We start from the raw sequence: 24609 nt of genomic DNA on the forward strand, positions 1-24609 counted from the left end.
TCTGACTCCACAAGCACCCACACGAATTGCTTGATTCAGTTGTTAAAGAGCGGTTGGTTAAGATCTTTCGCCTCAACCGAGGCGCGCATTCTACAGCAGCCTCATTTGCTGTCAAGTGATTATTTTCAGAAGCTTTCGAAGAATTCTTCAACAACTTCAACCACTTGCGCCTTCGATCTCTCGTTAGCGGGAGGCGAATTCTACAGCGTTACACGCTGCTGTCAACACCTCTTTTTCAACTCCCTTTTGGCTTCGATGAACTGAAGCAACCTGCTGCCGAAACCTACATAACTCATTGTTTACCAAGGAGTTTTCCGTTTCGACTGCGCCGGAAGTGGGGCGAATTATAGACGTCTGGAATCCGTCGTCAACCCTTAATTACGCTTTTGTTGCAGAAACTGGTTTTTTCGCAATAAGACGAGGGATTCGCCGCATGACCGGCGGTATCCGCAGCACCAAGAGAAGCGCACCTATAAAAGCATAGATAGCCCACTCCTTCAGATCCGCCCGCACGATCCACAGCATATGCAGCAACCCAAGCCCCAGAACCCCATACACCAGCCGGTGCAGTTTCTTCCAACGGCTGCCCAACCGGCGCTGACTGTAACGATTCGACGTCACCGCCAGCACCAACAGCGACAGGAAACCCAACGCCCCGACAATAATGTAAGGCCGCTTGCGCAACTCAACACCCAACTGCGACCAATCCAGCCCCAGCACAAACACACAATAAGCAGCCAGATGCAGCACAACATAAGCAAAGCACCACAACCCGAGTTGACGGCGTACCGCTATCCACCCCGCCCAGCCACTGAGCTTCTGCAACGGCGTCATTGTCAGGGTGATCAACAATAGAATCAGCGTGCCAAGACCCAGTCGATCAACCAACACCTTGCCCGGATCCGGCCCCAGGACAGAACTCCAAGCTTCATATAGCCAGAACAACGGCCATACCGCCGCCGCTATAAAGACGCCAATGCGCCAGATCGGGAAGCGCATCAGTAGTTCTTCCGCAGATCGAGATCGGTATAAAGAGACGCCACCTCATCCGAATAGCCATTGAACATCTGCGTCTCACGCACATTGGGACTGAACAGCCCACTCGGTAGACGACGCTCCCGCGCCTGAGTCCAACGCGGGTGGTCGACCGTAGGGTTCACATTCGCGTAAAAACCATACTCGTCCGCTGCAATGCTCTGCCAGGTGGTTTTCGGCTGCTCGCTTACAAGGCTGATACGGACAATGGACTTCACACTCTTGAAGCCATACTTCCACGGCACGACCAACCGCAGCGGCGCACCATTCTGGTTAGGCAATTCGCGCCCGTACATCCCCACCGCCAGGATCGCCAAAGGGTTCATCGCTTCATCCAGACGCAGCCCCTCTACATAAGGCCAATCGATCAAGCCAAAACTTGAACGCTGCCCCGGCATGCTCTTTGGATCCTGAAGCGTTTCAAAACGGATGTATTTGGCCTTGGAAGTCGGCTCAACCTGTTTGAGCAACGCCGAGATCGGAAAACCGATCCACGGAATAACCATCGACCACGCCTCGACACAGCGCAGACGGTAGATCCGCTCTTCCAATTGATAAGGCTTCATGAAGTCTTCCAGGGCATAACGGCCTGGCTTGGCGACCTCGCCATCAATCACAACGCTCCAAGGCTCGGTTTTGAGGGAGCCCGCATTCGTCGCCGGGTCGCCCTTGCCTGTACCGAACTCATAGAAGTTGTTGTAGTGGGTCGCATCCTTGAACGGCGTGATCGCTTCGTCCTTCACCGTGACCGCCTGCCATTTGGTGCCTGACAGCTTCTCGGTAAACCAGCCCGGCGCCCTGCCCGCTTCGACATCGGCATAACGCGAGGCTTCGTCAGCACTCGCCCAACGCGGCAAGCTGCTGGCTGCAATACCGGCAAGCGCACCACCGAGCAAGCTACGGCGAGAGAGATAGAAGGATTCAGGGGTGACATCCGATTCGTGGCAATCGGACGCTTTAGGCAATTTGATTAACATGGCAACTCCGCAGCATTGGAGAACTGATGCACCAATAGACTGCGGAGTATGGGGGAAATTACATTAAGGCAATGTTTTGTCGCGGCGCAGATGCAACAAGTATTGAACCGGCCCCGAAGCAGCGTAAACCAAGAACGCCAGCAACAGAATGCGAGGCGGATCGCTGAACACTACGGCGAACACCAGAACCACTGCCAGGATAGCCACAAAAGGTACACGCCCCTTCAGGTCCAGCTCCTTGAAGCTGTTGTACTTGATGTTGCTGACCATAAGCATGCCGGCCGCTGCCACCATCAAGGCCACCAGGAACGACATCTTCGACCCCTGAATGCCGTAATCGCTGAATGCCCAGACAATACCTGCCACCACACCTGCCGCCGCAGGGCTGGCCAGACCGATGAAGTAGCGCTTGTCGGCGGTCCCCACCTGGGTATTGAAGCGCGCCAGACGCAAAGCTGCACCTGCGACATAGATGAAGGCAACCATCCAACCGACCTTGCCCATGTCACCCAACGCCCAGGCGAAGGCCAGTAATGCAGGCGCCACACCGAACGCAACCATGTCCGACAATGAGTCGTACTCGGCACCAAAGGCACTTTGCGTATTGGTCATGCGCGCGACGCGACCATCCAGGCCATCGAGCACCATGGCGACAAAGATGGCGATAGCAGCAAAACCGAAATACTTGCTGGCATTCGCCGCATCACCTGCTGCCAACGCGCTTTGGGCGCTCATGGAGTTGATGATGGAGTAGAACCCGGCAAACAGGTTCGCCGTGGTGAAAAGGTTGGGCAAAAGATAGATGCCACGATGCCGGACCTTGCGGCCTTCCGCGTCATGCCCTTCTTCGACATGTTCATCGATCGGCAGCAGGCTTTCGGCGTCAGGAGCCGGGCTTGGCTCTTCGGGACGTTCGCTCATGGACTTTACCTTGCAACTGTGTGAAAAAATTCGACAGATACTTGCGGCGAGTGTTCGCCAGCAAACGATGCAGCTTTATACCAGAACACGCCCCCCAAACGAAAAAACGCGGCCTAAGCCGCGTTTTCCCTTGATGCGTACGACTTAGTTCTTGGCTTTGTCGACGATCTTGTTGGCACCGATCCACGGCATCATGGAGCGCAGTTGCTCGCCGATGACTTCGATACCGTGAGCGGCGTTGTTACGACGCTTGGCGGTCATCGAAGGGTAGCCGGTAGCGCCTTCGCTGATGAACATTTTGGCGTATTCGCCGTCCTGAATACGTTTCAGGGCGTTGCGCATGGCCTGACGGGACTCGGCGTTGATGACTTCCGGGCCAGTCACGTACTCGCCGTACTCGGCGTTGTTGGAGATCGAGTAGTTCATGTTGGCGATACCGCCTTCGTACATGAGGTCAACGATCAGCTTCAGTTCGTGCAGGCATTCGAAGTAGGCCATTTCCGGCGCGTAGCCAGCTTCAACCAGGGTTTCGAAACCGGCTTTTACCAACTCAACGGTACCGCCGCACAGAACGGCTTGTTCGCCGAACAGGTCGGTTTCAGTCTCGTCCTTGAAGGTGGTTTCGATGATGCCGGTACGACCGCCACCAACGCCTGCGGCGTAGGACAATGCTACGTTCTTGGCGTTGCCCGATGCGTCCTGGTAGATCGCGATCAGGTCAGGGATACCGCCACCTTTGACGAACTCGGAACGCACGGTGTGGCCCGGTGCTTTCGGCGCGATCATGATCACGTCGAGGTCGGCGCGCGGCACAACCTGATTGTAGTGAATCGCGAAGCCGTGGGAGAAGGCCAGGGTGGCGCCTTTTTTGATGTTCGGCTCGATTTCATTCTTGTACAGCGAAGACTGGAACTCGTCCGGGGTCAGGATCATGACCAGGTCGGCAGCAGCAACGGCGGAAGCGACGTCAGTCACTTTCAGGCCGTGGGCTTCAGCCTTGGCAACAGTGGCCGAACCTTTACGCAGGCCAACAGTTACGTCAACGCCGGAATCTTTCAGGTTGCACGCTTGGGCGTGCCCCTGGGAGCCGTAGCCGATGATGGCGACTTTCTTGCCCTGGATGATCGACAGGTCACAATCTTTATCGTAATAAACTTTCATGAGGTTCCTCTATATATCCAGGCCGTGAGGCCATTCGCTAATTTGGGTTAGATGCTGAGTACTTTGTCGCCACGGGCAATCCCGGTGACACCACTGCGTACCGTTTCCAGAATCGAGGCCGTCCCGATCGACTGGATGAAGCTGTCCAGCTTGTCGCTCGTACCGGTCAGTTGAACGGTATAAACGCTGGCGCTCACATCGACGATCTGCCCGCGATAGATGTCGGTCGTGCGCTTGATCTCGGCACGTTGGGCACCCGTAGCCTTGACTTTAACCAGCATCAGCTCGCGCTCAATGTGGGCACTTTCCGACAGGTCGACCAGCTTGACCACTTCGATCAGCTTGTTGAGGTTCTTGGTGATCTGTTCGATCACCTCATCGTGGCCAACCGTAGTCAACGTCAGGCGCGACAGGGTCGGGTCTTCGGTCGGGGCCACCGTCAGGCTTTCGATGTTGTAGTTGCGTTGCGAAAACAGGCCGACAACACGAGACAGAGCGCCGGGCTCGTTCTCCAGAAGCAGGGAGATAATGTGCCGCATGATTAGGTACGCTCCGTCTTGTTCAGCCACATGTCGCGCATAGAGCCGTCTTTGATCTGCATCGGGTAGACGTGCTCGCTGGTATCCACCTGAATATCGATGAACACCAGGCGATCCTTCATGGCGAACGCCTCTTCCATCTTCGGCTTCAGATCTTTCAAATCAGTGATGCGAATGCCGACATGGCCATAGGCTTCAACCAATTTCACGAAATCCGGCAGCGATTCCATATAGGAATGGGAGTGACGGCTGTTGTAGCTCATGTCCTGCCATTGACGAACCATGCCCAGCACGCCGTTGTTCAAGCAGACGATCTTCACCGGAAGACCGTACTGCAGGCACGTCGACAGTTCCTGGATGTTCATCTGGATGCTGCCCTCACCGGTGACGCACGCGACGTCGGTGTCCGGGAAGCTCAGTTTCACACCCATGGCTGCAGGGAAACCAAAGCCCATCGTGCCCAGGCCACCGGAGTTGATCCAGCGGTTAGGCTTATCAAACTTGTAGTACTGCGCAGCGAACATCTGGTGCTGGCCCACGTCTGAGGTCACAAAGGCGTCGCCCTTGGTCACTTCGCACAGGGTCTCGATCACGGTTTGTGGCTTGATGATGCTGCCGTCGCCCTTGTCATAAGGGAACAGGCCGCGGTCACCGCGCCATTCGTCGATCTGCTTCCACCAACTGGCAACGGATTCCTTGTTTGGGGTCTCGCCAATGTCCTTGAGCGCAGCAACCATTTCGGTCAACACGCTTTCCACAGGACCTACGATCGGCACATCGGCCTTGATGGTCTTGGAGATGGACGCCGGGTCGATGTCGATGTGAATGATCTTGGCATTCGGGCAGAACTTGCTCGCGCCGTTGATTACCCGGTCGTCGAAACGCGCGCCCACTGCCAGGATCACGTCGGCGTGGTGCATCGCCAGGTTGGCGGTGTAGCTGCCGTGCATGCCGAGCATGCCCACGAACTGACGGTCTGTACCCGGGAAGGCACCGAGGCCCATCAAGGTGTTGGTCACCGGCAGATTGAGCAGCTTGGCCAGTTCGGTCAAAGGCGCAGAACCGCCGCCCAGAATGACGCCACCGCCCGAGTACAGCACAGGACGCTTGGCCGCCAGGAGCATTTCTGCCGCCTTGCGGATTTGCCCCGAGTGCCCACGAACGGCCGGGCTGTAGGAACGCAGCTTGGCCTTCTTCGGGAAGATGTATTCAAATTTTTCCGCCGGGTTGGTCATGTCTTTCGGCACGTCGACCACGACAGGACCCGGGCGACCGGACTGTGCGAGGTAGAACGCCTTTTTCATGACTTCCGGGATTTCCGACGGATGCTTGATCATGAAGCTGTGTTTCACGATCGGCCGGGAAATACCGATCATGTCGGTTTCCTGGAATGCATCGGTACCCACCATGGTGCTGGGCACCTGGCCGGAAATGATCACCATCGGGATGGAGTCCATATACGCAGTCGCGATGCCGGTAATGGCATTCGTTGCGCCTGGGCCGGACGTCACCAGTACCACGCCGGCTTTACCGGTGGCACGGGCATAACCGTCAGCCATATGGGTCGCAGCCTGTTCGTGGCGAACCAGGATGTGGGTAACAGCCGGTTCCTTGAACAGTGCGTCGTAGACATGCAGCAGAGCACCACCTGGGTACCCGTAGATATAGTCGACGCCTTCGTCACGCAAAAAGCGGACGAGCATCTCACCACCAGATAAAAGCTCCACGTTGTTCACCTCTAAAACGCCAGAATACCGTCCGTTGAAAACCGACGGGTCTTAATAGGTTTACTTCTCAACAGAGCATGAGCGACGGTGGTCGCCGACTACGTCAGCACTGACTGAGCAAGTATTGGGATCGTCCCAAGTGTTGCGGGCTTTTCCCACCCAGCGCGAGGTAACGCGTTGCGGGTGTAACAGGTCGGCGCGGATGTGCGCCTCATGATCTGCTGAGCGGGCCTGCTTCTGGCAGTCCCGATACAGCGGACTTTGGATTCTTCTGTTTCAGGCCCTTCAAGTCAAGCAATAATTGCGCTTTTTTCCAACTAAGCGCATGAGAACGTAGGAGAAAGGGCTTTGAGGAGGGATAAAACTCGCCTGAATGTCGTCAAGCGGTAGAAATATGCGCAAGACTGCCGGAAAAACCGGCAGTCAGGCAATTAACGAGCGTCGACGATCAATTGGTCGAACTTTTTCAGCGCGTTACGCAAGCCAAGGCTCTCTTGCGGGCGGTCGGCATAGACCATCTCGGCCATCTCCAGGATGCCTGACGCATTGGGCAACGGCAGGTCCTGTTCGAGGATCTGCTTCATGCGGACCAGGAATATCCATTGCAGCCACTGGTGAAAATCCAGGGTATCCACCGAAAACGGCTCGACACTGCTGAGCGCCTCGACGCTGGGGGACACGTCGTCCCACCAGCCCTGCACGCGCAATTCGCGCTCAATCAGCAATAATTGTTCAGCAATCGCAGGAAACCGTGCATCCATCAGAGGCTGACCTTGGCTTTTTGACGCGCCTGGGCGGCGCCGGCGGCATCACCTTGTGCGGCACGAGCGTCACCAATCAACGCCCACAAGCTGGCTTGCAGGTCGGGACGGCCGTTGGCGAGAGACAAGCCGCGACGGGCGAATTGTTCGGCCTGGGGAGCGTCACCTTGAGCCATGCGTACTTGAGCCAGGCGATACAGCACTTGCGGCTCACGCGGCGCAACGCGCTGGGCACGTTCGAGACTCGACGAGGCGCCGTTCAAATCACCGCCCGCCTGCTGTTGCTGGGCAGTGGTCAACAAAGCCAGCACCGGGCCATCCAGTTGCTCGTCAGCCGAAAGGCCACCGCTGCTGGACGACGATGGAATGCCACTCGGCGTCGATGGCATGTTGTAGGTGCCCTGGTTGCTTGGAGCGGTCTGTATCGGCGCGGTATCGATCGGGCCGGAGTTGCTTGGCCCAGGAGTCCACGGCTCGGCGCTGATCGGAGCTGATGTCGCAGCCCCACTGCCTGGCACCATTACCACCACGCCCGAATCCTGCGGCATGGCTTGTGGCTTGGCCTGGGCAGGACGATTGGTTACGGTCTGGCGGAAACCGCCATTGGCCGAGATCCGGTCGTTATTGGAGACGGCTGTACTCGAGTCCACCACGGGAATGGAACCGCGCTGCACGCTGGAGCAACCGCTGAGCAAAGCCAGAGCTGTAATAGCTGGAAACAACCACTTGTTCACTTGAAACCCTCTTTGCTTAATTCATCCAGCCCTTGACCCAATCCATCACCGATTCCGCGTCAGCGGGGGCACTGCCACCGCATGCGGCGCCGGGTGGCGGTTCGCTGCCGCGAATATACGGCATCTGCACCGCGCCCGGACAGTTGGCATCGGAGCCCTGGCCCGTGTGCGGATCAATCCAGGCCTGCACGATGTTGTCCGGCTGCGGCATGTTTAACGGCAGCGGGTCGGCTTTGCGCATGAAGCTGGTCCAGACCTGCAGCGCACCGGTAGCACCGGTGAATGGCGTCTTGCCGTTATCGTCGCGCCCCAGCCACACCACTGCCAGCACATCCTGACCGAAACCAGCGAACCAGCTGTCACGCGAATCGTTACTGGTACCGGTCTTGCCTGCCAATGTCAGGTTCGCCGGCAGCACGCTGTAGACCGAGCGCCCGGTACCTTCACGCATAACGCGCTGCATGGCGTTCTGGATCAGGTAGATGGAGCCTGCGTCGAAACGCTGCTGAATCTGGAACGGGTAGCGCTTGAGCGGCTCGCCCTCGGCGGTCAACACGCTGCGAATCCCGCGCATCGGCGTATTGAAGCCACCGTTGGCGAGAGTCTGGTACATGGTCGCGACTTCCATGGGGGTCATCGCGCCAGCGCCCAGCAGAATCGATGGGAACGCCGGGAACTCACGAGTGACGCCCAGCCGCGCAATGGTCTTGAGGACATTCGGTACACCGACTTCAAGGCCGAGTCGCGACGTGGAAATGTTGTAGGAGTGGGCAATACCCTGATACAGGAACACTGTGCCGTGAGAACGCCGATCGAAGTTCTGCGGCGTCCACACCTGCCCATCGCCACCTTTGACCGACAGCGGGTCATCCGACAACCAACTGGTCAGCGTGTACTTGCTCGGTTTTTCCAGGGCGGTCAGGTAAACCGCTGGCTTGACCAGTGAACCGATCGGCCGCACCGCATCCAGCGCGCGGTTGAAGCCGGCAAAGCTGGCTTGGCGACTGCCGATCATCGCCTGCACTTCACCGGTTTCCGGGTTGGTCACCACCATGGCCGCTTCGACTTCGTCCGAGCCTTTACGGCCTGTCAGACGTTTAAAGGTGTCGTTGACCGACGCTTCGGCCTTCATCTGCAGGATCGGGTCAAAACTGGTAAAAATCCGCAGGCCTTCTTCAGTCAAGTCTTCGTCGCGGTAGTCTTCACGCAACTGGCGTTTGACCAGGTCGATAAAGCCCGGGAAGGAGCTGTCTGCCAGCTTGCCGCGGGTTGTTACACCAAGTGGCATTTTCTTGGCTGCAGCGACTTGTTCAGCCGTGGCGACGCCTTGCTGCTCAAGCACATCGAGCACCAGGTTACGGCGCTCCAGCGCACGCTCAGGATTGCGGCGCGGATTGTAGTAGGAGGGTCCCTTGACCATGCCCACCAACAGTGCGACCTGGTGCAGCTTCAGTTCGGACAGCGGCTGACCAAAGAAGAACTGGCTGGCCAAGCCGAAACCATGTACCGCTCGCTGGCCATCCTGACCGACAAATACCTCGTTGAGGTACGCCTCAAGGATTTCCTGCTTGCTGTAGTGCAGCTCCAGCAGCATCGCCATCATTGCTTCGGTGAGCTTGCGGGTCAGGCTGCGCTCGTTGGTCAGGTAGAAGTTCTTGACCAATTGTTGCGTCAGCGTACTGCCCCCCTGGGTCATCTTGCCGCCGGAGGTATTCACCCAGACCGCGCGGGCAATCGACTTCGGCGAAACACCCCAGTGATGGTAGAAATCGCGGTCTTCAACGGCGACCAGCGTTTCCAGCAGATACGGTGGCACCTGATCAAGTTTGATCAGGATGCGATCTTCCAGGTTTTTTGGGTAAATGCCGCCAATCATCAGCGGTTCCAGGCGAACCACAGGCAACTTGGAGCCGTTGAGCGACGACAGTTCGGCGACGTAATCGCCGGAGAAACGCACGCGCACAGGCTGTGCTTTTTCCAGGCCTTCGTAGAACTGGAAGCCACGGGTGTTCAGGTCGACGGTATTACCACTGACGGCAGCGCTACCGGGACCGTTACTCACGGGTTCGCGGCGGTAGCCCAAGGCGTCGAGTTCAGTGAGAAAATCATCCTTGCTCAGCTTCTGGCCGGTGAACAACTCCAGCGGGCGAGCGTACACCTTGGCCGGGATGGTCCAGCGCTTGCCGGAGAATTTCTCCTGCACCACAGCGTCGAGGTACACCGCAAAGCCAGCGAGTACCACCAGGCCTACCAGGCCGAGCTTGAGCGCCCAGCCCAGCCAAGGACGCAGGCCGCGGGAAGGAGGTTTTTTACGGGAACGGGGGGATCGAGTTCGAGTCATGGCGGCGGATTATACGCACTTTATCGATGATCAACATGAGCCGGACAGCGGTTTGCACGACCGCTCGTAGCGGCCATAATGCCCGCCATGTTTTTCCCCAGACTCTGAAGGATCGCCCGTGAGCCAGTCCCTGATCGCTGCCCTGCAAAACCCGGCTTTATACCCTCACCCGGTTGAAGCGTTTCAAGTCATCGAAACCCATATTTCCTGGGTCGTCCTGACCGGCCCGTATGCCTATAAGCTGAAGAAGCCGATGAACTTCGGGTTTCTGGATTTCACCGATCTGGAAAAGCGCGGGCACTTCTGCAACGAAGAACTGCGCCTCAACCAGCGCCTGACCGAAGATTTGTATCTTGAAGTGTTGCCGATTACCGGCAGTGCCGAAGCCCCGCAATTGGGCGGTGACGGCCCGGTCATCGAATACGCGCTGAAAATGCGCCAGTTCCCGCAGAGCCAGTTGCTCAGCACCTTGCAAGCCAACGGCGAACTGACCAGTGCGCACATCGATGAGATGGCCAAGCAAATCGCGCACTTCCATCTCACGGCGCCAAAAGTCCCGCAAGAACACCCGGCAGGTACCCCGGATGAAGTGATGGCGCCGGTTCGCCAGAATTTCGACCAGATCCGTCCGTTCCTGAGCGACAAGTCTGACCTGGCTCAGTTGGACGCTCTACAAGCCTGGGCCGAGAGCAGCTTCGAGCGCCTCAAGCCGCTGTTCTCCCAGCGCAAAAAGGACGGTTTCACTCGCGAATGCCATGGCGATATTCACTTGGGCAACGCCACGTTGATCAATGGCCATGTGGTGATCTTCGACTGCATCGAGTTCAACGAGCCATTCCGTTTCACCGACGTGTATGCCGATACCGGCTTCCTGGCCATGGACCTTGAAGACCGGGGCCTCAAGTCCCTGGCGCGCCGCTTTATCAGCCAGTACCTGGAACTGACTGGCGACTATCAGGGGTTGGAGGTGCTGAACTTCTATAAAGCCTATCGCGCCTTGGTCCGCGCCAAAATCGCGCTGTTCAGCATGCCAAGCGAAGCCAGCCCGGTGCAACGCGCCACGACCCTGCGTCAATACCGCAACTACGCCAACCTGGCGGAAAGCTATAGCACCATTCCTTCGCGTTTCCTGGCCATTACCCACGGTGTGTCGGCCGTCGGTAAAAGCCACGTGTCCATGCGTTTGGTTGAAGCCCTTGGCGCTGTACGCCTGCGCTCGGACGTGGAGCGCAAGCGCCTGTTCGGCGAGCAACACGTGGAGAACACGCCACAAGCCGGCATCTATGCCGCCGACGCCAGCGCAGCGACCTACGCACGGTTGAATGAAATTGCCGACACCGTGCTGCGCGCCGGTTACCCAGTGGTGCTGGACGCTACTTTCCTGAAACGCGAGCAACGCGATGCTGCTGCTAAAGTAGCTGAGGCCACAGGCGCGCCCTTCCTGATCCTGGATTGCAATGCGCCGCAAGCCGTTATCGCCAGCTGGTTGGCGCAACGTCAGGCGGACAAAAACGATCCTTCCGACGCGACACTGACGATTATCGAAGAACAGCAAGCCAATCGCGACCCGCTGACTGCCGAGGAATTGCGCCTCAGCAAACGCGTCGAAACGAACGAAAGTGGCACCCTCGACGCGTTGGTGGCGCATATTCGTCAGCGCCTGCCCGGCCTGTAAGAAAAATTTCTTGGTCGTGTCGCCTGCTTAGGGGGCACGGTCAAGCAATAGTGGCACTATAATGGCGTCATAAATCCAACAGGAGTCGCCTTCATGAGTCAGCCCAAGCTTCTTGATACTCCGCTTTACTCGCTCCTGCACAAAGACGATATCCGAGGCTTCAACCAGGAGCGCCCAAAAGACGGCGTCATCGACATGCGCGGTGGCGACTTCCGTGGATTGGACTTGCGTGAGCTGAATACCACCGGCGTGGATTTTACCGACGCCTATTTCCGCTCCGCCGACCTGCGCGGCCTGGACCTGCGCGACTGCCCAATGGAAGGCGCCAGCCTGGCCCACGCACAAATTTCCGGTACCTACTTCCCACCCGAACTGACCGCCGATGAGATCCTCATGTCGGTTAATTTCGGTACTCGCCTGCGCTACCGCACCCGCTGAAACCCTCTGCTCCACCCCCGGTTTCGCGCAGGCGTACCGGGGACTTCCCACCTGACTGGTCTCGCCACGCCAATAAGCTTTAGGCCGTTTCCGACTAAAGAACTACGCTTTTCCTACTGAGCGCTACACTCCTGTTCAGGCTTGCCTGGTTTCGATACCCACCGCACCATTCGGCCGTCGCAAGGAGGCTTGATGAACGATGAGCTGCAACACCTGAAAAACCTCGGCAAGACGTCAGCGCAGTGGCTGCATGCGGTGGGCATCCACAGTGCGTCGGACTTGCGCCGCCTGGGTGCGGTCGATGCGTACCGGGCCGTCCGGACGCGGGGGTTTCGCGCCTCGAAAGTCCTGTTGTATGCCATCGAAGGGGCATTGATGGATGTGCACTGGAATGACATTCCTGCCGAGCGCAAGGAAGCCTTGAACCGTCAATTGGACGCGCTATCGGCACGCCAGAAGAATTAGCGCGCCGACAATCCCCAACATTTACAGGCATTGCAAACAGGCGTTTGAGAAAACGCAGCGCACATGCAAAAACAAATGTTGACTCTCAAATGAGAATCGTTATGATTATCACAACTGGTCGCGAGATCAGCCGATAACTGAAAGGCCCTTGGTTCGGACTCTCAGATTATCTCCTCATCAGGCTAATCACGGTTATTTGACCCGGCTCTTGCCGGGTCTTTTTTTATCTATAAAAAGCGGCCTACGGACAATCAACGCGCAATGATCAGTGGATGCCCACGCTCCGGATGGGGCTGCACGAGCACATCCAGACCAAATACAGCCTTTAACGGTTCAGGTTGCATCACTTGCGCCGGCGTATCCAACGCGTGTGGCCGCCCCGCCTCCAGCAGCAGAATCCGATCGCAGTAACGCGCCGCCAGGTTCAGGTCATGAAGGATCACCAGCACCGCCGCCCCACGGTCGGCAAAGGTGCGAATGGCCTGCAAGGTGGTGTGTTGATGCAAAGGGTCCAGCATCGACGTCGGCTCATCCAACAGCAACGTCTGCCCTGCCTCGCCCGGCCATAACTGCGCCAGCACCCGCGCCAGATGCACCCGCTGACGCTCGCCACCGGACAGTGCCAGGTAGCTGCGGCCGCTCAAGTGGCCGACATCTGCCGCCTGCAAGGCGGCCTCGATGATCTCGTCATCGCGCACTCGCCCTGTCTGGTGCGGCAAGCGGCCCATGCCGACAACCTCTTCGACACGGAAAGCAAAGTCCAGCGTCGAGCTTTGCGGCAATACCGCCAGGCGTTGTGCCCGCTGCGCACCACTCCACTCGTTCAACGGGCGTTGATCCAACCACACCTTGCCTTGGTCGGGGTGCAGCTCACCGCACAATCCACCGAGCAACGTACTCTTGCCCGCACCGTTGGGGCCCAGCACCCCGAGCACTTCACCCGGCAACAGGTCGAGGGTGACATCTGCCAATACAGTTTTGTGACCGCGACGGATCTGCAGGTCTTCAACACGCAGCATCAGGCACGCCCCCGCAATAACAGGTAAAGAAAAAACGGCGCACCGATGAACGCAGTGACGATTCCGATCGGCAGCTCAGCCGGCGCCAAGGCAAGCCGCGCGACCAGATCGGCAAACAACAACAGGCTCGCACCCGCGAGGACCGACGCTGGTAACAGCACACGATGGTCCGGCCCCGCCAGCAAACGCACCAGATGCGGCACCACCAGCCCCACAAAACCGATCATGCCCGCGGCAGCCACCGCAGCCCCTACACCCAGCGCCGTGCAGAAAACCAACTCGCGCTTAAGCCCTTCCACATCGATGCCGAGATGATTGGCCTCCGACTCACCCAGCAGCAAGGCATTCAACGCCTTGGCTCGGCGCGGCAACCACATTGCCACCCCCGCGCTCACCAGTAACAACGGCCATAACCGCGAATAGCTGGCGCCATTGAGGCTGCCCAGGTTCCAAAATGTCAGGGTGCGTAGGGTGGCGTCGTCGGCCAGGTAGGTAAACAGACCCACCGCCGAACTGGCGAGGGCTGTGAGGGCAATGCCGGCGAGCAGCATGGTCGCGACGTTGGTCTGGCCGTTACGCCGCCCCAGTCGATAGACCAGTGCAGTTACACCCAGCCCACCCAGGAATGCACAGAACGACAGCAGATAGGGCCCGAACGCATCCGGCAAACCGCCGAAAAACGAACCACCGACAATCGCCACCGCCGCCCCCAGCGCAGCGCCGCTGGAGACCCCGACCAAACCTGGATCAGCCAGCGGATTGCGGAACAACCCCTGCATTGCCACACCCGACAAGGCGAGTACACCGCCGACGGCTAAGCCCAGCAACGTGCGCGGCAAACGGATCTGCCCCAGGATCAGCTCAGCCTGCTCCAACCCCTGGGCCTCGATCGGCAGCCCCATCAAACGCAACGCGGCCTTAAGTGTGTCCAGCAGTGGCAAGCTGACGGGGCCCAGCGCCAGCGACAGCCAGATCGCCAAGACACACAACAGCGCCAGCCCAACAAACAGCGTCTTCGGCTTGACCAGCGTGGTCATGGGGCAGGCTTAGTCTGGGACGGATAGAACCCGGCAGACAGATCCGCCAGGCTTTGTGGCATACGCGGCCCAAGCCCGCCAACCAGCAGCGTGGGATCGACCTCAAACACTCGCCCGTTCTTGGCCGCCGGCGTGGAAGCCAGGATCGGATTCTCTTTGAACAGCGCAGCACGCGCCGCATCCCCGTTCAAAGCACGATCAGCAAACACCAACACATCCGGGCTCAACCCCGCCAACGACTCCACCGAAAACGGCTTGTAGCCAGTATGCGTCGCCAAATTGCGCCCGCCCGCCTGCTGCAACATCCAGTCAGCCGCCGTGTCTTTGCCCGCAATCAGTGGTTTACCGCCCGCATGCCCCAGCAACAGCAATACGCCGGGGGCCTTTTGGGTGGACTGAGCGTTGGCAACCCAGCGTTTCTGCTGATCCAGTGCCTGCTCATATCCGGTAAACAATTCGTTGGCCTTGGCATCAGTGCCCAGCAACTTGCCCAAGTGCTGAAGGTTGCCCTTCAACGTCGGCAAGTCAGGCTGCGCCGAGAACATCTCCACCTGCACACCCGCACTGCGAATCTGCGCCAGCACCGGCGGCGGGCCCATTTCTTCGGTGCCTACCAGCACTTGTGGGCGCAAGCTCAAGATGCCTTCAGCCGACAGCTGCCGCTGGTAGCCAATACTCGGTAACGCCTTGAGGGCGTCTGGATGCTGGCTGGTGGTATCCACCCCCACCAACTTCGACTCGCCGCCCAAGGCCATCACCCACTCCGACAGCGCGCCGCCGGCACTTACCCAGCGTTGTGGCAGTTCAGAGGCTTGAGCCCCAGGGTTGACCAGCAGTCCGACAACAAGCGCAATAGCGCTGGCACTCAGGCGCATAACAGGGTTTCCTTCCTAGGGCGGGGCCGCTCAAACGCTCATCAATGTGACAGATATGCCCTGCCCCGCATCGTATTGAGCGCCCGGTCAGCTAACGGGCGAAGCCGGCATTTGATAATTGTTTGCATTTGAACGTCAAGGCACTTAAGGATTGAAATGAAGTTTCTCTGCTCCTCCGATACCCTCGCGCCAGACAGCAGCCTGGGCTTTGAAATCGATGGTTGCAAATTGTTGGCCGTGCGCCGGGACGGTGTTGCCTACTTCTATATCAACCGTTGCCCCCATCGCGGCGTCCCACTGGAATGGCAGCCCAACCGGTTTCTCGACGACAGCGCCAGCCTGATCCAGTGTGCCACCCACGGCGCACTGTTCCTGATCGAGAGCGGCGAGTGCATCGCCGGCCCGTGTGCCGGGCAAAGCCTTACTGCCCTGCCCGGCCGCGAAGACGCCCAGGGGTTGTGGGTGGAACTCTAGTCGAGCAGTACGTCCAGTCGCCGGTCCACGTAGATCTCTTCGCAGGTCACCCGCACACCATAGGCCAGCACTTCCACGCCTGCCGCTTTGGCTTCGCGCAGCGCCGCAGCATAGGCCGCATCAATCTCCACCGCCGGGCGCACGGCATCAATCCCCGAGAGATTGACGCAATACAACTGCACCGCACGCACACCGTCACGCGCCAGGTGGGCCAGCTCGCGTAAATGCTTGGCGCCTCGCTGAGTCACTGCATCGGGGAAGGCGGCGATCGAAGTACCGTCAAAACCCAGGGTTACACTTTTGACTTCGACGTAGGCTGCACCGTCGGGATAGTCCAGGCGAAAGTCGATGCGGCTTTTCTCCTGACCGTAAGGCACTTCGCGCTTCAAAGCGGTAAAGCCATTGAGCTCGGTGATTACACCCGCACGCAACGCCTCCTCGACCAACTGATTCGCGCGTGCCGTATTGACGCACGCAAGTCGGCCCTGGGGCGTTTCGGCAATTTCCCACGTGCCGGGGAGCTTGCGCTTGGGGTCATTGGAGCGACTGAACCAGACCTGCCCACCTTCGACCATGCAATTAAGCATCGAGCCGGTGTTGGGGCAATGAATGGTCAGCAACTCGCCGGTGACGGTTTCGATATCGGTGAGAAAGCGCTTGTAGCGACGAATCAGCCGGGCTTCTTCAAGAGGAGGATGAAAGCGCATCAGCCTTGCCAGCTCCGTAAGCCACGGGCGATTCGCTCCACCGCCTCCTGCAGGCGGTCGAGGTTTTGCGTGTAGGCAAAGCGCACATGATGACCGGCTTTAAAGCGGCCAAAATCCAGGCCAGGGGTAAAGGCCACATGCTCGGTTTCGAGGAAGTGACGACAGAATGCGAAGGCATCACCGCCAAACGCGCTGATATCGGCATACAAATAGAACGCCCCTTCCGGCTCGACGGCGATGCCAAACCCCAACTCGCGCAAGGCAGGCAGCAGGAAGTCACGACGACGGCCGAATTCAGCGCGACGTTCTTCAAGAATGCTCAGGGTTTGCGGGGTGAAACACGCTAACGCCGCGTGCTGGGCCATGCTTGGCGCACTGATGTAAAGGTTTTGCGCCAGTTTCTCCAATTCCCCCACTGCGGCCGGGGGCGCCACCAGCCAACCCAGGCGCCAGCCGGTCATGCCGAAATACTTGGAAAAACTATTCAGGACAAATGCTTCGTCGTCGACTTCCAGCACGCTGGCCGCGTCCGTGCCGTAGGTGAGGCCATGGTAAATCTCGTCCACGACCAAGTGGCCGTTGCGCGCCTTGATGGCGGCGGAAAGCCCGGCCAATTCGTCACGTGTGAGGATCGTCCCGGTCGGGTTGGCCGGGGACGCCACGAGCGCGCCGACACTGTCTTGATTCCAGTGCTTGGCCACCAGGTCGGCGGTCAACTGGTAGCGCACTTCGGGGCCGACTGGCACCAGTTGGGCCGCGCCCTCCACCAACCGCAGGAAATGACGATTGCACGGGTAACCGGGGTCTGCGAGCAACCAGTGCTTGCCCGGATCCACCAGCAGGCTGCTGGCCAGCAGCAAAGCGCCGGAACCGCCGGGGGTGATCAGGATACGCGCGGGGTCCACGTTCAGCCCGTAGCGCTGCTGGTAGAAACCGCTGATGGCCTCGCGCAGTTCCGGCAAGCCGCGGGCGGCGGTATAACGCGTCTTGCCGTTGGCCAAAGCCGCCTGGCCGGCCTTGATGATCGGCTCGGCGGTGGTGAAATCCGGCTCGCCGATTTCCAGGTGGATCACGTCATGACCAGCGGCTTGCAGCTCATTGGCCCGCGCCAGCAATGCCATGACATGAAAAGGTTCGATGGCGCGACTGCGCGCACTGTAGGGCTGAGCCATTAGCCTTCCTTAACGGTGAGGACAAAATCTGGATTCTACCGAACCCGCGCCGTAAAACATGTTCTATTGCCTGCCCGGCGGCATGTGGCGTTCGGGCAAGTGCCTGCAAAACGACTAAAATCTAAAGCTGAGGCAATACATACCCAGCAACGGCGGGCTGTCGTAGTTTGCAACCCCATTGCCGTGGGCCTCGACAACCGGGAGTGGCGCACCCCGAATCTATCTGGTAAGTTCGCCCGCTTGCAGCCGCAGGGCCGGCAGGTGTCGGTGACGTTGCAATCCTGCGCAATGGATTAGAAGAGTGAGAGGCGGTCTATTCATGTCCACCCAAGCAAAGCAACAGCAGACTCAAGGCCTCAACGGCTTCGAACCTTACGTAGAAAAGAAAGGTGAGGAGTACATGGGCGAGCCCATGCGCGACCACTTCACCAAAATCCTGAACAAGTGGAAACAGGACTTGATGCAGGAGGTCGACCGCACGGTTGACCATATGAAGGACGAAGCAGCCAACTTCCCTGATCCGGCCGATCGTGCCAGCCAGGAAGAAGAGTTCGCCCTTGAACTACGCGCCCGTGATCGCGAGCGCAAGTTGATCAAGAAGATCGACAAGACCCTGCAGCTGATCAAGGACGAAGAATACGGCTGGTGCGAATCCTGCGGTGTCGAGATCGGTATTCGTCGCCTGGAAGCCCGCCCAACCGCGGACCTCTGTGTAGACTGCAAGACCTTGGCCGAAATCAAGGAAAAACAGGTCGGCAAGTAACCCAGCCGAACTGAACGAATGGGGCGTGCGAACGCCCCATTTTTGTTGCTGGCGTTTACCGAATTTCCAGTAGTATCCGGCCCATGACAGCCTCTACCTATATCGGGCGCTTCGCCCCCACGCCCAGCGGCCATTTGCATTTCGGTTCTCTGGTCGCCGCCCTCGCCTCCTACCTCGACGCCCGCGCCAACCAAGGCCGCTGGCTGATGCGCATGGAAGACCTTGACCCGCCCCGCGAAGAGCCCGGTGCCCAGGCGGCAATCCTGCACGCACTGGAAAGCTATGGCTTTGAATGGGACGGCGAACTGGTCCGACAAAGCGAGCGGCACGATGCCTACGCCAACGTGCTGAACGGCCTGTTCAACCACGGCCTGGCCTACGCCTGCACCTGCTCACGCAAACAACTGGAGCCTTACAACGGCATCTACCCCGGCCTGTGCCGTAATGTTGGTCACGCCCAGCAAGACGCCGCCATCCGTCTGCGCGTTCCCGAACTTGAGTACCACTTTACCGACCGCGTCCAAGGCGAATTCCGACAGCACCTGGGCCGCGATGTAGGCGACTTCGTCATCCGTCGCCGCGACGGCCTTTATGCCTATCAATTGGCTGTGGTGCTCGACGATGCCTGGCAAGGTGTGACCGACATCGTGCGCGGTGCCGACCTGCTCGACTCCACGCCACGCCAGCTTTACCTGCAAGAACTACTGGGCCTGCGCCAACCACGCTACCTGCATGTGCCGCTGATTATTCAGCCGGACGGCAACAAGTTGGGCAAATCCTACCGCTCCCCGCCACTGACACCCGACCAGGCGACGCCTTTGCTATTGAGAGCACTGCGCGCCCTCGGCCAGCAACCCGGCGCTGAGCTGTTGCACGCCAGCCCACGGGAGCTGCTGGATTGGGGCATTGCGCACTGGGATGCCAGCCGGATCCCGCGCACACTCACGCTGGCCGAAGCGCAATTGAGCTGAAGGCGCTTGCAGCTTGCCCGGCATCCGTTACCATCGCCGCACGTTTTTACACAGAGGCCAACATGTACATCTATCGATTGGTCCTGCTGCTGGTCGTCGGGATCTACCTGTTCTCCCCCGCCATCATGGATTGGTGGATCGACGCCACGGGCGCCTGGTACCGCCCTTATCTGCTGTGGCTGATCCTGATCGTCGTGACTTTCATCCTGCAGAGCCAAAAAGATGCCGATGAGCTTTAGCCTCACCCAGATGCTGCTGATCAGCGCCGCCTACCTGGCCGCGCTGTTCGGGGTGGCCTGGATCAGTGAGCGCGGAATGATTCCGCGGGCGATCATTCGCCATCCGTTGACCTACACCCTGTCCCTCGGCGTATACGCCAGTGCCTGGGCGTTCTATGGCACTGTGGGCCTGGCCTATCAGTACGGCTATGGCTTTTTGTCCAGTTACCTAGGCGTGTCCGGCGCCTTTTTGCTGGCACCGGTGCTGCTGTACCCGATCCTGAAGATCACCCGTACTTACCAGCTGTCATCCCTCGCCGACCTGTTTGCCTTCCGCTTTCGCAGTACCTGGGCCGGCGCGCTGACCACCATTTTCATGCTGATCGGCGTATTGCCATTGCTGGCCCTGCAAATCCAGGCGGTGGCCGACTCCATCAGCATCCTGACCCGTGAGCCGGTGCAACACCGCGTCGCCCTGGCCTTCTGTGCGCTGATCACGCTGTTCACGATTTTCTTCGGCTCGCGCCATATCGCCACCCGTGAAAAACATGAAGGCCTGGTGTTTGCGATTGCCTTTGAGTCAGTGATCAAGCTGATCGCCATTGGCGGCGTCGGCCTGTATGCGCTTTACGGCGTATTCGATGGCCCGCAGCAGTTGGAACTGTGGCTGCTGCAAAACCAGACCGCCCTCGCCGCCCTGCACACCCCATTGCAGGAAGGCCCATGGCGCACGCTGCTGCTGGTGTTCTTCGCCTCGGCCATCGTGATGCCGCACATGTACCACATGACCTTCACCGAAAACCTCAACCCGCGCTCGCTGGTCAGTGCCAGTTGGGGCTTGCCGTTATTCCTGCTGTTGATGAGCCTGGCGGTGCCGCTGATCCTGTGGGCAGGCTTGAAGCTGGGCGCCACCACCAACCCTGAATACTTCACCCTCGGCATCGGCATCGCCGCCAACAGCCCGGCCTTGGCGCTGCTGGCTTATGTCGGTGGCTTGTCAGCGGCCAGCGGACTGATCATCGTCACAACCCTGGCACTTTCCGGCATGGCGCTCAATCATCTGGTGCTGCCGCTGTATCAGCCGCCGGCCGAAGGCAATATCTACCGCTGGCTGAAATGGACACGCCGCGCGCTGATCGTCGCAATCATCATGGCCGGCTACGGGTTCTACCTGTTGCTGGGCGCAGGCCAAGACCTGGCCAACCTCGGCATCGTCGCGTTTGTCGCGACCTTGCAGTTCCTGCCGGGCGTGCTGTCGGTGCTGTATTGGCCGACCGCCAATCGCCGCGGTTTCATCGCCGGGTTGCTGGCGGGGATCCTGGTGTGGGTCGTGACCATGCTGTTACCGCTGGTCGGCAACCTGCAAGGCTTCTACATCCCATTGCTGAACATGATCTACGTGCTGGATGACACCAGTTGGCACATGGCCGCGATTGCTTCCCTGGCCGCCAACGTCTTGATGTTCACCCTGATCTCGCTGTTCACCAACGCCAGTCCGGAAGAAACCAGCGCCGCCGAGGCCTGCGCGGTGGATAACGTACGCCGCCCACAGCGACGCGAATTGCATGCGGCTTCCCCCCAGGAATTCGCCACGCAACTGGCCAAGCCACTGGGCGCAAAAGCGGCGCAGAAGGAAGTCGAGCAGGCGCTGCGCGATCTCTATCTGCCGTTCGATGAACGGCGCCCGTACGCGCTGCGCCGTCTGCGTGACCGCATTGAAGCCAACCTGTCCGGGCTGATGGGACCGAGCGTGTCCCAGGACATGGTGGAAACCTTCCTGCCTTACAAGGCCGGCGGCGAAAACTACGTGACCGAAGACATCCATTTCATCGAAAGCCGGCTGGAGGATTACCACTCACGCCTTACCGGTCTCGCCGCCGAACTCGATGCCTTGCGCCGCTACCACCGCCAGACCCTGCAGGAATTGCCGATGGGCGTGTGCTCCCTGGCCAAGGACCAAGAGATCCTGATGTGGAACAAGGCCATGGAAGAGCTCACCGGCATTGCCGCGCAGCGCGTGGTCGGTTCGCGCCTCAATACCTTGGGCGATCCCTGGAAAGAGTTGCTGCAAGGCTTCATCAACCTGCCCGACGAACACTTGCACAAACAGCACCTGGCGCTCGACGGCCAGACCCGTTGGCTCAACCTGCACAAAGCCGCTATCGACGAGCCTTTGGCGCCCGGTAACAGCGGCTTGGTGTTGCTGGTGGAAGACCTGACCGACACCCAGATGCTCGAAGACAAGCTGGTGCACTCCGAGCGCCTGGCGAGCATCGGCCGACTGGCGGCGGGTGTGGCCCATGAAATCGGCAATCCGATCACCGGTATCGCTTGCCTGGCGCAGAACCTGCGGGAAGAGCGCGAAGAAGATGGCGAAATCACCGAGATCAGCGGGCAGATCCTCGAACAGACCAAGCGTGTTTCACGCATCGTGCAGTCGTTGATGAGCTTCGCCCACGCCGGCGCGCACCAGAACCAGGACGAAGCCGTCTGCCTGGCCGAAGTGGCGCAGGATGCCATTGGGCTGCTGGCCTTGAACCGGCGCAATTTCGAAGTACAGTTTTTCAACTTGTGCGACCCCGACCATTGGGTCGATGGCGACTCACAGCGCCTGGCACAAGTGCTGATCAACCTGTTGTCCAACGCCCGTGACGCCACCCCGGCCGGCGGCGCGGTACGCGTCAAGACCGAGGCTTTCGAACATACGGTCGATCTGATCGTCGAAGATGAAGGTAGCGGTATTCCACAGAACATCATGGACCGATTGTTCGAACCCTTCTTCACCACCAAGGACCCAGGTGAAGGTACCGGTCTGGGCCTTGCACTGGTCTATTCCATCGTTGAAGAGCATTATGGACAAATCACCATCGACAGCCCGGCTGACACCGAAAGCCAACGCGGCACCCGTATTCGGGTGACCTTGCCGCGTCATGTCGAAGCGACGTCCGCTGTGAACTGAGACCGTCGAGAGAATTGAATCAATGCCGCACATTTTGATCGTCGAAGACGAAACCATTATCCGCTCTGCCTTGCGTCGCCTGCTTGAACGTAATCAGTACCAAGTCAGCGAAGCCGGCTCGGTGCAGGAAGCCCAGGAGCGTTTCAGCATTCCCACGTTCGACCTGATTGTCAGTGACCTGCGTCTGCCTGGCGCGCCTGGCACCGAGTTGATCAAGCTTGGCCAGGGCACCCCGGTGCTGATCATGACCAGCTACGCCAGCCTGCGCTCGGCAGTGGACTCCATGAAGATGGGCGCGGTGGACTACATCGCCAAGCCTTTCGACCATGACGAGATGCTTCAGGCCGTGGCCCGCATCCTGCGGGACCGCCAGTCGGCCAGCAGTGCGCCCGCCGAGCAACGTCCGGCGGGAAAAGCCGCCGACAAACCAGGCGTCGACAACAGCAACGGCGAGATCGGCATCATCGGCTCCTGCCCACCGATGCAGGACCTGTACGGCAAGATCCGCAAAGTCGCGCCGACTGACTCAAATGTCTTGATCCAGGGCGAGTCGGGCACCGGTAAAGAGCTGGTGGCCCGCGCGCTGCACAATCTGTCCAAGCGTGCCAAGGCGCCGATGATCTCGGTGAACTGTGCGGCGATCCCCGAATCCCTGATCGAGTCCGAACTGTTCGGCCACGAGAAAGGCGCGTTTACCGGTGCAAGCGCCGGGCGTGCGGGCCTGGTGGAAGCGGCGGACGGCGGCACGCTGTTCCTCGATGAGATCGGCGAACTGCCGCTGGAAGCACAAGCGCGGTTGCTGCGCGTGCTTCAGGAAGGTGAAATCCGCCGGGTAGGCTCGGTGCAATCGCAAAAGGTCGATGTGCGCCTGATCGCGGCGACCCACCGCGACCTCAAGAGCCTGGCCAAGATCGGCCAGTTCCGTGAAGACCTGTATTACCGCCTGCACGTGATCGCCCTCAAGCTGCCGGCCCTGCGTGAACGTGGCGCCGACGTCAACGAGATCGCCCACGCCTTCCTGCTGCGCCAGAGCGCACGCATCAACCGTACCGACCTGAAGTTTGCGCCGGACGCTGAGCAGGCGATTCGGCATTATTCGTGGCCTGGTAATGTGCGCGAGCTGGAAAACGCGGTTGAACGTGCGGTGATCCTGTCCGAAAGCCCGGAAATTTCCGCCGAGCTGCTGGGCATCGATATCGAGCTGAGTGACCTGGAGGACGATGATTTCATCGGCCTGGCGCCCTCACAGGGCGGTAGCAATACCAGCCATGAGCCGACTGAGGATCTGTCACTGGAGGATTACTTCCAGCATTTTGTCCTTGAGCATCAGGACCATATGACCGAGACCGAGCTGGCGCGCAAACTGGGCGTGAGCCGTAAATGCCTGTGGGAACGCCGCCAGCGCCTGGGCATTCCTCGACGCAAGACCGGAGTCGCCAGCGAGAGTTGAGGGGGCGCCCCCACAGGTAACACCCACAGAGGTGAAAAAACTGTTACCGCGGATATTTCGCGTAACAAAAGCCGGGGCTTACGGTAACGAAGCCCCGGCTTTTTTTGGTCCGTCAAAAACCCGAAACCACCTCAACCCCCTGTTTTTACTGGGCGGCGCAAAAGTTGGCACGCACCCTGCTATATGCTTA

23 protein-coding genes are annotated in these 24609 nt (G+C 59.3%); 9 read left to right on the forward strand and 14 right to left on the reverse strand.

Annotated elements, in window-relative coordinates:
* Positions 1-378: 378 nt before the first annotated feature.
* The 9 genes from msrQ to mrcB all read right to left on the reverse strand — a co-directional run bounded on the left by msrQ (position 379) and on the right by mrcB (position 10196).
* Complete coding sequence (gene msrQ / locus BMZ57_RS20460; protein ID WP_010206552.1) at positions 379-999, reverse strand: protein-methionine-sulfoxide reductase heme-binding subunit MsrQ; 621 nt, start codon at positions 997-999, stop codon at positions 379-381.
* The gene (gene msrP / locus BMZ57_RS20465; RefSeq protein ID WP_010206553.1) at positions 999-2012 is read right to left on the reverse strand and encodes a protein-methionine-sulfoxide reductase catalytic subunit MsrP; all 1014 of its coding nucleotides are present in this window, start codon (positions 2010-2012) and stop codon (positions 999-1001) included. The genes msrQ and msrP overlap by 1 nt, the downstream gene beginning before the upstream one ends.
* Positions 2013-2075: 63 nt before the next feature.
* A complete protein-coding gene (gene pssA / locus BMZ57_RS20470) occupies positions 2076-2933 on the reverse strand; it encodes a CDP-diacylglycerol--serine O-phosphatidyltransferase (protein ID WP_042570830.1) in 858 nt (285 codons plus the stop codon).
* 144 nt (positions 2934-3077) lie between these two features.
* Positions 3078-4094 carry a ketol-acid reductoisomerase gene (gene ilvC / locus BMZ57_RS20475; RefSeq protein ID WP_003194132.1) on the reverse strand — a complete coding sequence of 339 codons (1017 nt, stop codon included), beginning with the start codon at positions 4092-4094 and terminating at the stop codon, positions 3078-3080.
* Positions 4095-4141: 47 nt separating this feature from the next.
* Positions 4142-4633 carry an acetolactate synthase small subunit gene (ilvN, locus tag BMZ57_RS20480; protein WP_003176102.1) on the reverse strand — a complete coding sequence of 164 codons (492 nt, stop codon included), beginning with the start codon at positions 4631-4633 and terminating at the stop codon, positions 4142-4144.
* A gap of 2 nt (positions 4634-4635) precedes the next feature.
* Positions 4636-6360, reverse strand: coding sequence for an acetolactate synthase 3 large subunit (locus BMZ57_RS20485; RefSeq protein WP_010206555.1), 1725 nt, complete (start codon positions 6358-6360; stop codon positions 4636-4638).
* Between the two features lie 431 nt (positions 6361-6791).
* Positions 6792-7121: a YqcC family protein gene (locus BMZ57_RS20490; protein ID WP_021492878.1), complete on the reverse strand. Its 330-nt coding sequence runs from the start codon at positions 7119-7121 to the stop codon at positions 6792-6794.
* The gene (locus BMZ57_RS20495) at positions 7121-7855 is read right to left on the reverse strand and encodes a tetratricopeptide repeat protein (RefSeq protein ID WP_010206557.1); all 735 of its coding nucleotides are present in this window, start codon (positions 7853-7855) and stop codon (positions 7121-7123) included. The genes BMZ57_RS20490 and BMZ57_RS20495 overlap by 1 nt, the downstream gene beginning before the upstream one ends.
* A 16-nt stretch (positions 7856-7871) precedes the next feature.
* Positions 7872-10196 carry a penicillin-binding protein 1B gene (mrcB, locus tag BMZ57_RS20500; RefSeq protein ID WP_021492880.1) on the reverse strand — a complete coding sequence of 775 codons (2325 nt, stop codon included), beginning with the start codon at positions 10194-10196 and terminating at the stop codon, positions 7872-7874.
* A 118-nt stretch (positions 10197-10314) separates the two neighbouring features.
* On the opposite strand from mrcB, the gene BMZ57_RS20505 reads away from it, so the two are divergent.
* The 3 genes from BMZ57_RS20505 (at position 10315) to BMZ57_RS20515 (ending at position 12774) form a co-directional block, all read left to right on the forward strand.
* Positions 10315-11871, forward strand: a complete 1557-nt coding sequence (locus BMZ57_RS20505) for a bifunctional aminoglycoside phosphotransferase/ATP-binding protein (protein WP_042570833.1) — start codon at positions 10315-10317, stop codon at positions 11869-11871.
* A gap of 93 nt (positions 11872-11964) precedes the next feature.
* On the forward strand, positions 11965-12309 hold the full coding sequence (locus BMZ57_RS20510) for a pentapeptide repeat-containing protein (protein ID WP_010206561.1): 345 nt from the start codon (positions 11965-11967) through the stop codon (positions 12307-12309).
* Between the two features lie 192 nt (positions 12310-12501).
* A complete protein-coding gene (locus BMZ57_RS20515; RefSeq protein ID WP_010206563.1) occupies positions 12502-12774 on the forward strand; it encodes a TfoX/Sxy family protein in 273 nt (90 codons plus the stop codon).
* Between the two features lie 251 nt (positions 12775-13025).
* On the opposite strand, the gene BMZ57_RS20520 is transcribed toward BMZ57_RS20515, so the two are convergent.
* From BMZ57_RS20520 to BMZ57_RS20530, 3 genes are read right to left on the reverse strand one after another with little or no spacing between them, the layout of a single operon-like run.
* A complete protein-coding gene (locus tag BMZ57_RS20520; protein WP_010206564.1) occupies positions 13026-13793 on the reverse strand; it encodes a heme ABC transporter ATP-binding protein in 768 nt (255 codons plus the stop codon).
* Positions 13793-14830 (reverse strand): FecCD family ABC transporter permease, encoded by a 1038-nt coding sequence (locus BMZ57_RS20525; protein WP_010206565.1) that lies wholly within the window; start codon positions 14828-14830, stop codon positions 13793-13795. Before BMZ57_RS20525 ends, BMZ57_RS20520 begins: the two co-directional genes overlap by 1 nt.
* The gene (locus BMZ57_RS20530) at positions 14827-15705 is read right to left on the reverse strand and encodes a heme/hemin ABC transporter substrate-binding protein (protein WP_010206566.1); all 879 of its coding nucleotides are present in this window, start codon (positions 15703-15705) and stop codon (positions 14827-14829) included. The genes BMZ57_RS20525 and BMZ57_RS20530 overlap by 4 nt, the downstream gene beginning before the upstream one ends.
* A gap of 156 nt (positions 15706-15861) precedes the next feature.
* Between BMZ57_RS20530 and BMZ57_RS20535 the strand changes: the two genes are divergently transcribed.
* On the forward strand, positions 15862-16179 hold the full coding sequence (locus BMZ57_RS20535) for a Rieske (2Fe-2S) protein (RefSeq protein ID WP_010206567.1): 318 nt from the start codon (positions 15862-15864) through the stop codon (positions 16177-16179).
* Here the strand turns inward: BMZ57_RS20535 and sfsA are convergent.
* Both sfsA and BMZ57_RS20545 read right to left on the reverse strand, forming a co-directional pair.
* Entirely contained in the window at positions 16176-16886 is a 711-nt protein-coding gene (sfsA, locus tag BMZ57_RS20540; protein ID WP_069673168.1) for a DNA/RNA nuclease SfsA, read from the reverse strand. The two genes, BMZ57_RS20535 and sfsA, sit on opposite strands and share 4 nt — an antisense overlap.
* Positions 16886-18058: a pyridoxal phosphate-dependent aminotransferase gene (locus BMZ57_RS20545; protein WP_010206569.1), complete on the reverse strand. Its 1173-nt coding sequence runs from the start codon at positions 18056-18058 to the stop codon at positions 16886-16888. The genes sfsA and BMZ57_RS20545 overlap by 1 nt, the downstream gene beginning before the upstream one ends.
* A 319-nt stretch (positions 18059-18377) precedes the next feature.
* Here BMZ57_RS20545 and dksA point away from each other — a divergent pair, with 319 nt between their 5' ends.
* The 5 genes from dksA (at position 18378) to BMZ57_RS20565 (ending at position 24419) form a co-directional block, all read left to right on the forward strand.
* On the forward strand, positions 18378-18821 hold the full coding sequence (gene dksA / locus BMZ57_RS20550) for an RNA polymerase-binding protein DksA (RefSeq protein ID WP_010206570.1): 444 nt from the start codon (positions 18378-18380) through the stop codon (positions 18819-18821).
* An 83-nt stretch (positions 18822-18904) separates the two neighbouring features.
* Positions 18905-19792, forward strand: coding sequence for a tRNA glutamyl-Q(34) synthetase GluQRS (gene gluQRS / locus BMZ57_RS20555; RefSeq protein ID WP_010206571.1), 888 nt, complete (start codon positions 18905-18907; stop codon positions 19790-19792).
* A gap of 62 nt (positions 19793-19854) precedes the next feature.
* The gene (locus tag BMZ57_RS29295; protein WP_003176118.1) at positions 19855-20031 is read left to right on the forward strand and encodes a hypothetical protein; all 177 of its coding nucleotides are present in this window, start codon (positions 19855-19857) and stop codon (positions 20029-20031) included.
* On the forward strand, positions 20015-22969 hold the full coding sequence (locus BMZ57_RS20560) for a sensor histidine kinase (protein WP_021492885.1): 2955 nt from the start codon (positions 20015-20017) through the stop codon (positions 22967-22969). The genes BMZ57_RS29295 and BMZ57_RS20560 overlap by 17 nt, the downstream gene beginning before the upstream one ends.
* Before the next feature lie 22 nt (positions 22970-22991).
* On the forward strand, positions 22992-24419 hold the full coding sequence (locus BMZ57_RS20565; protein WP_021492886.1) for a sigma-54-dependent transcriptional regulator: 1428 nt from the start codon (positions 22992-22994) through the stop codon (positions 24417-24419).
* The last annotated feature ends 190 nt before the right edge of the window (positions 24420-24609 follow it).

Source organism: Pseudomonas simiae, from assembly GCF_900111895.1.
Lineage (GTDB): Bacteria > Pseudomonadota > Gammaproteobacteria > Pseudomonadales > Pseudomonadaceae > Aquipseudomonas > Aquipseudomonas simiae.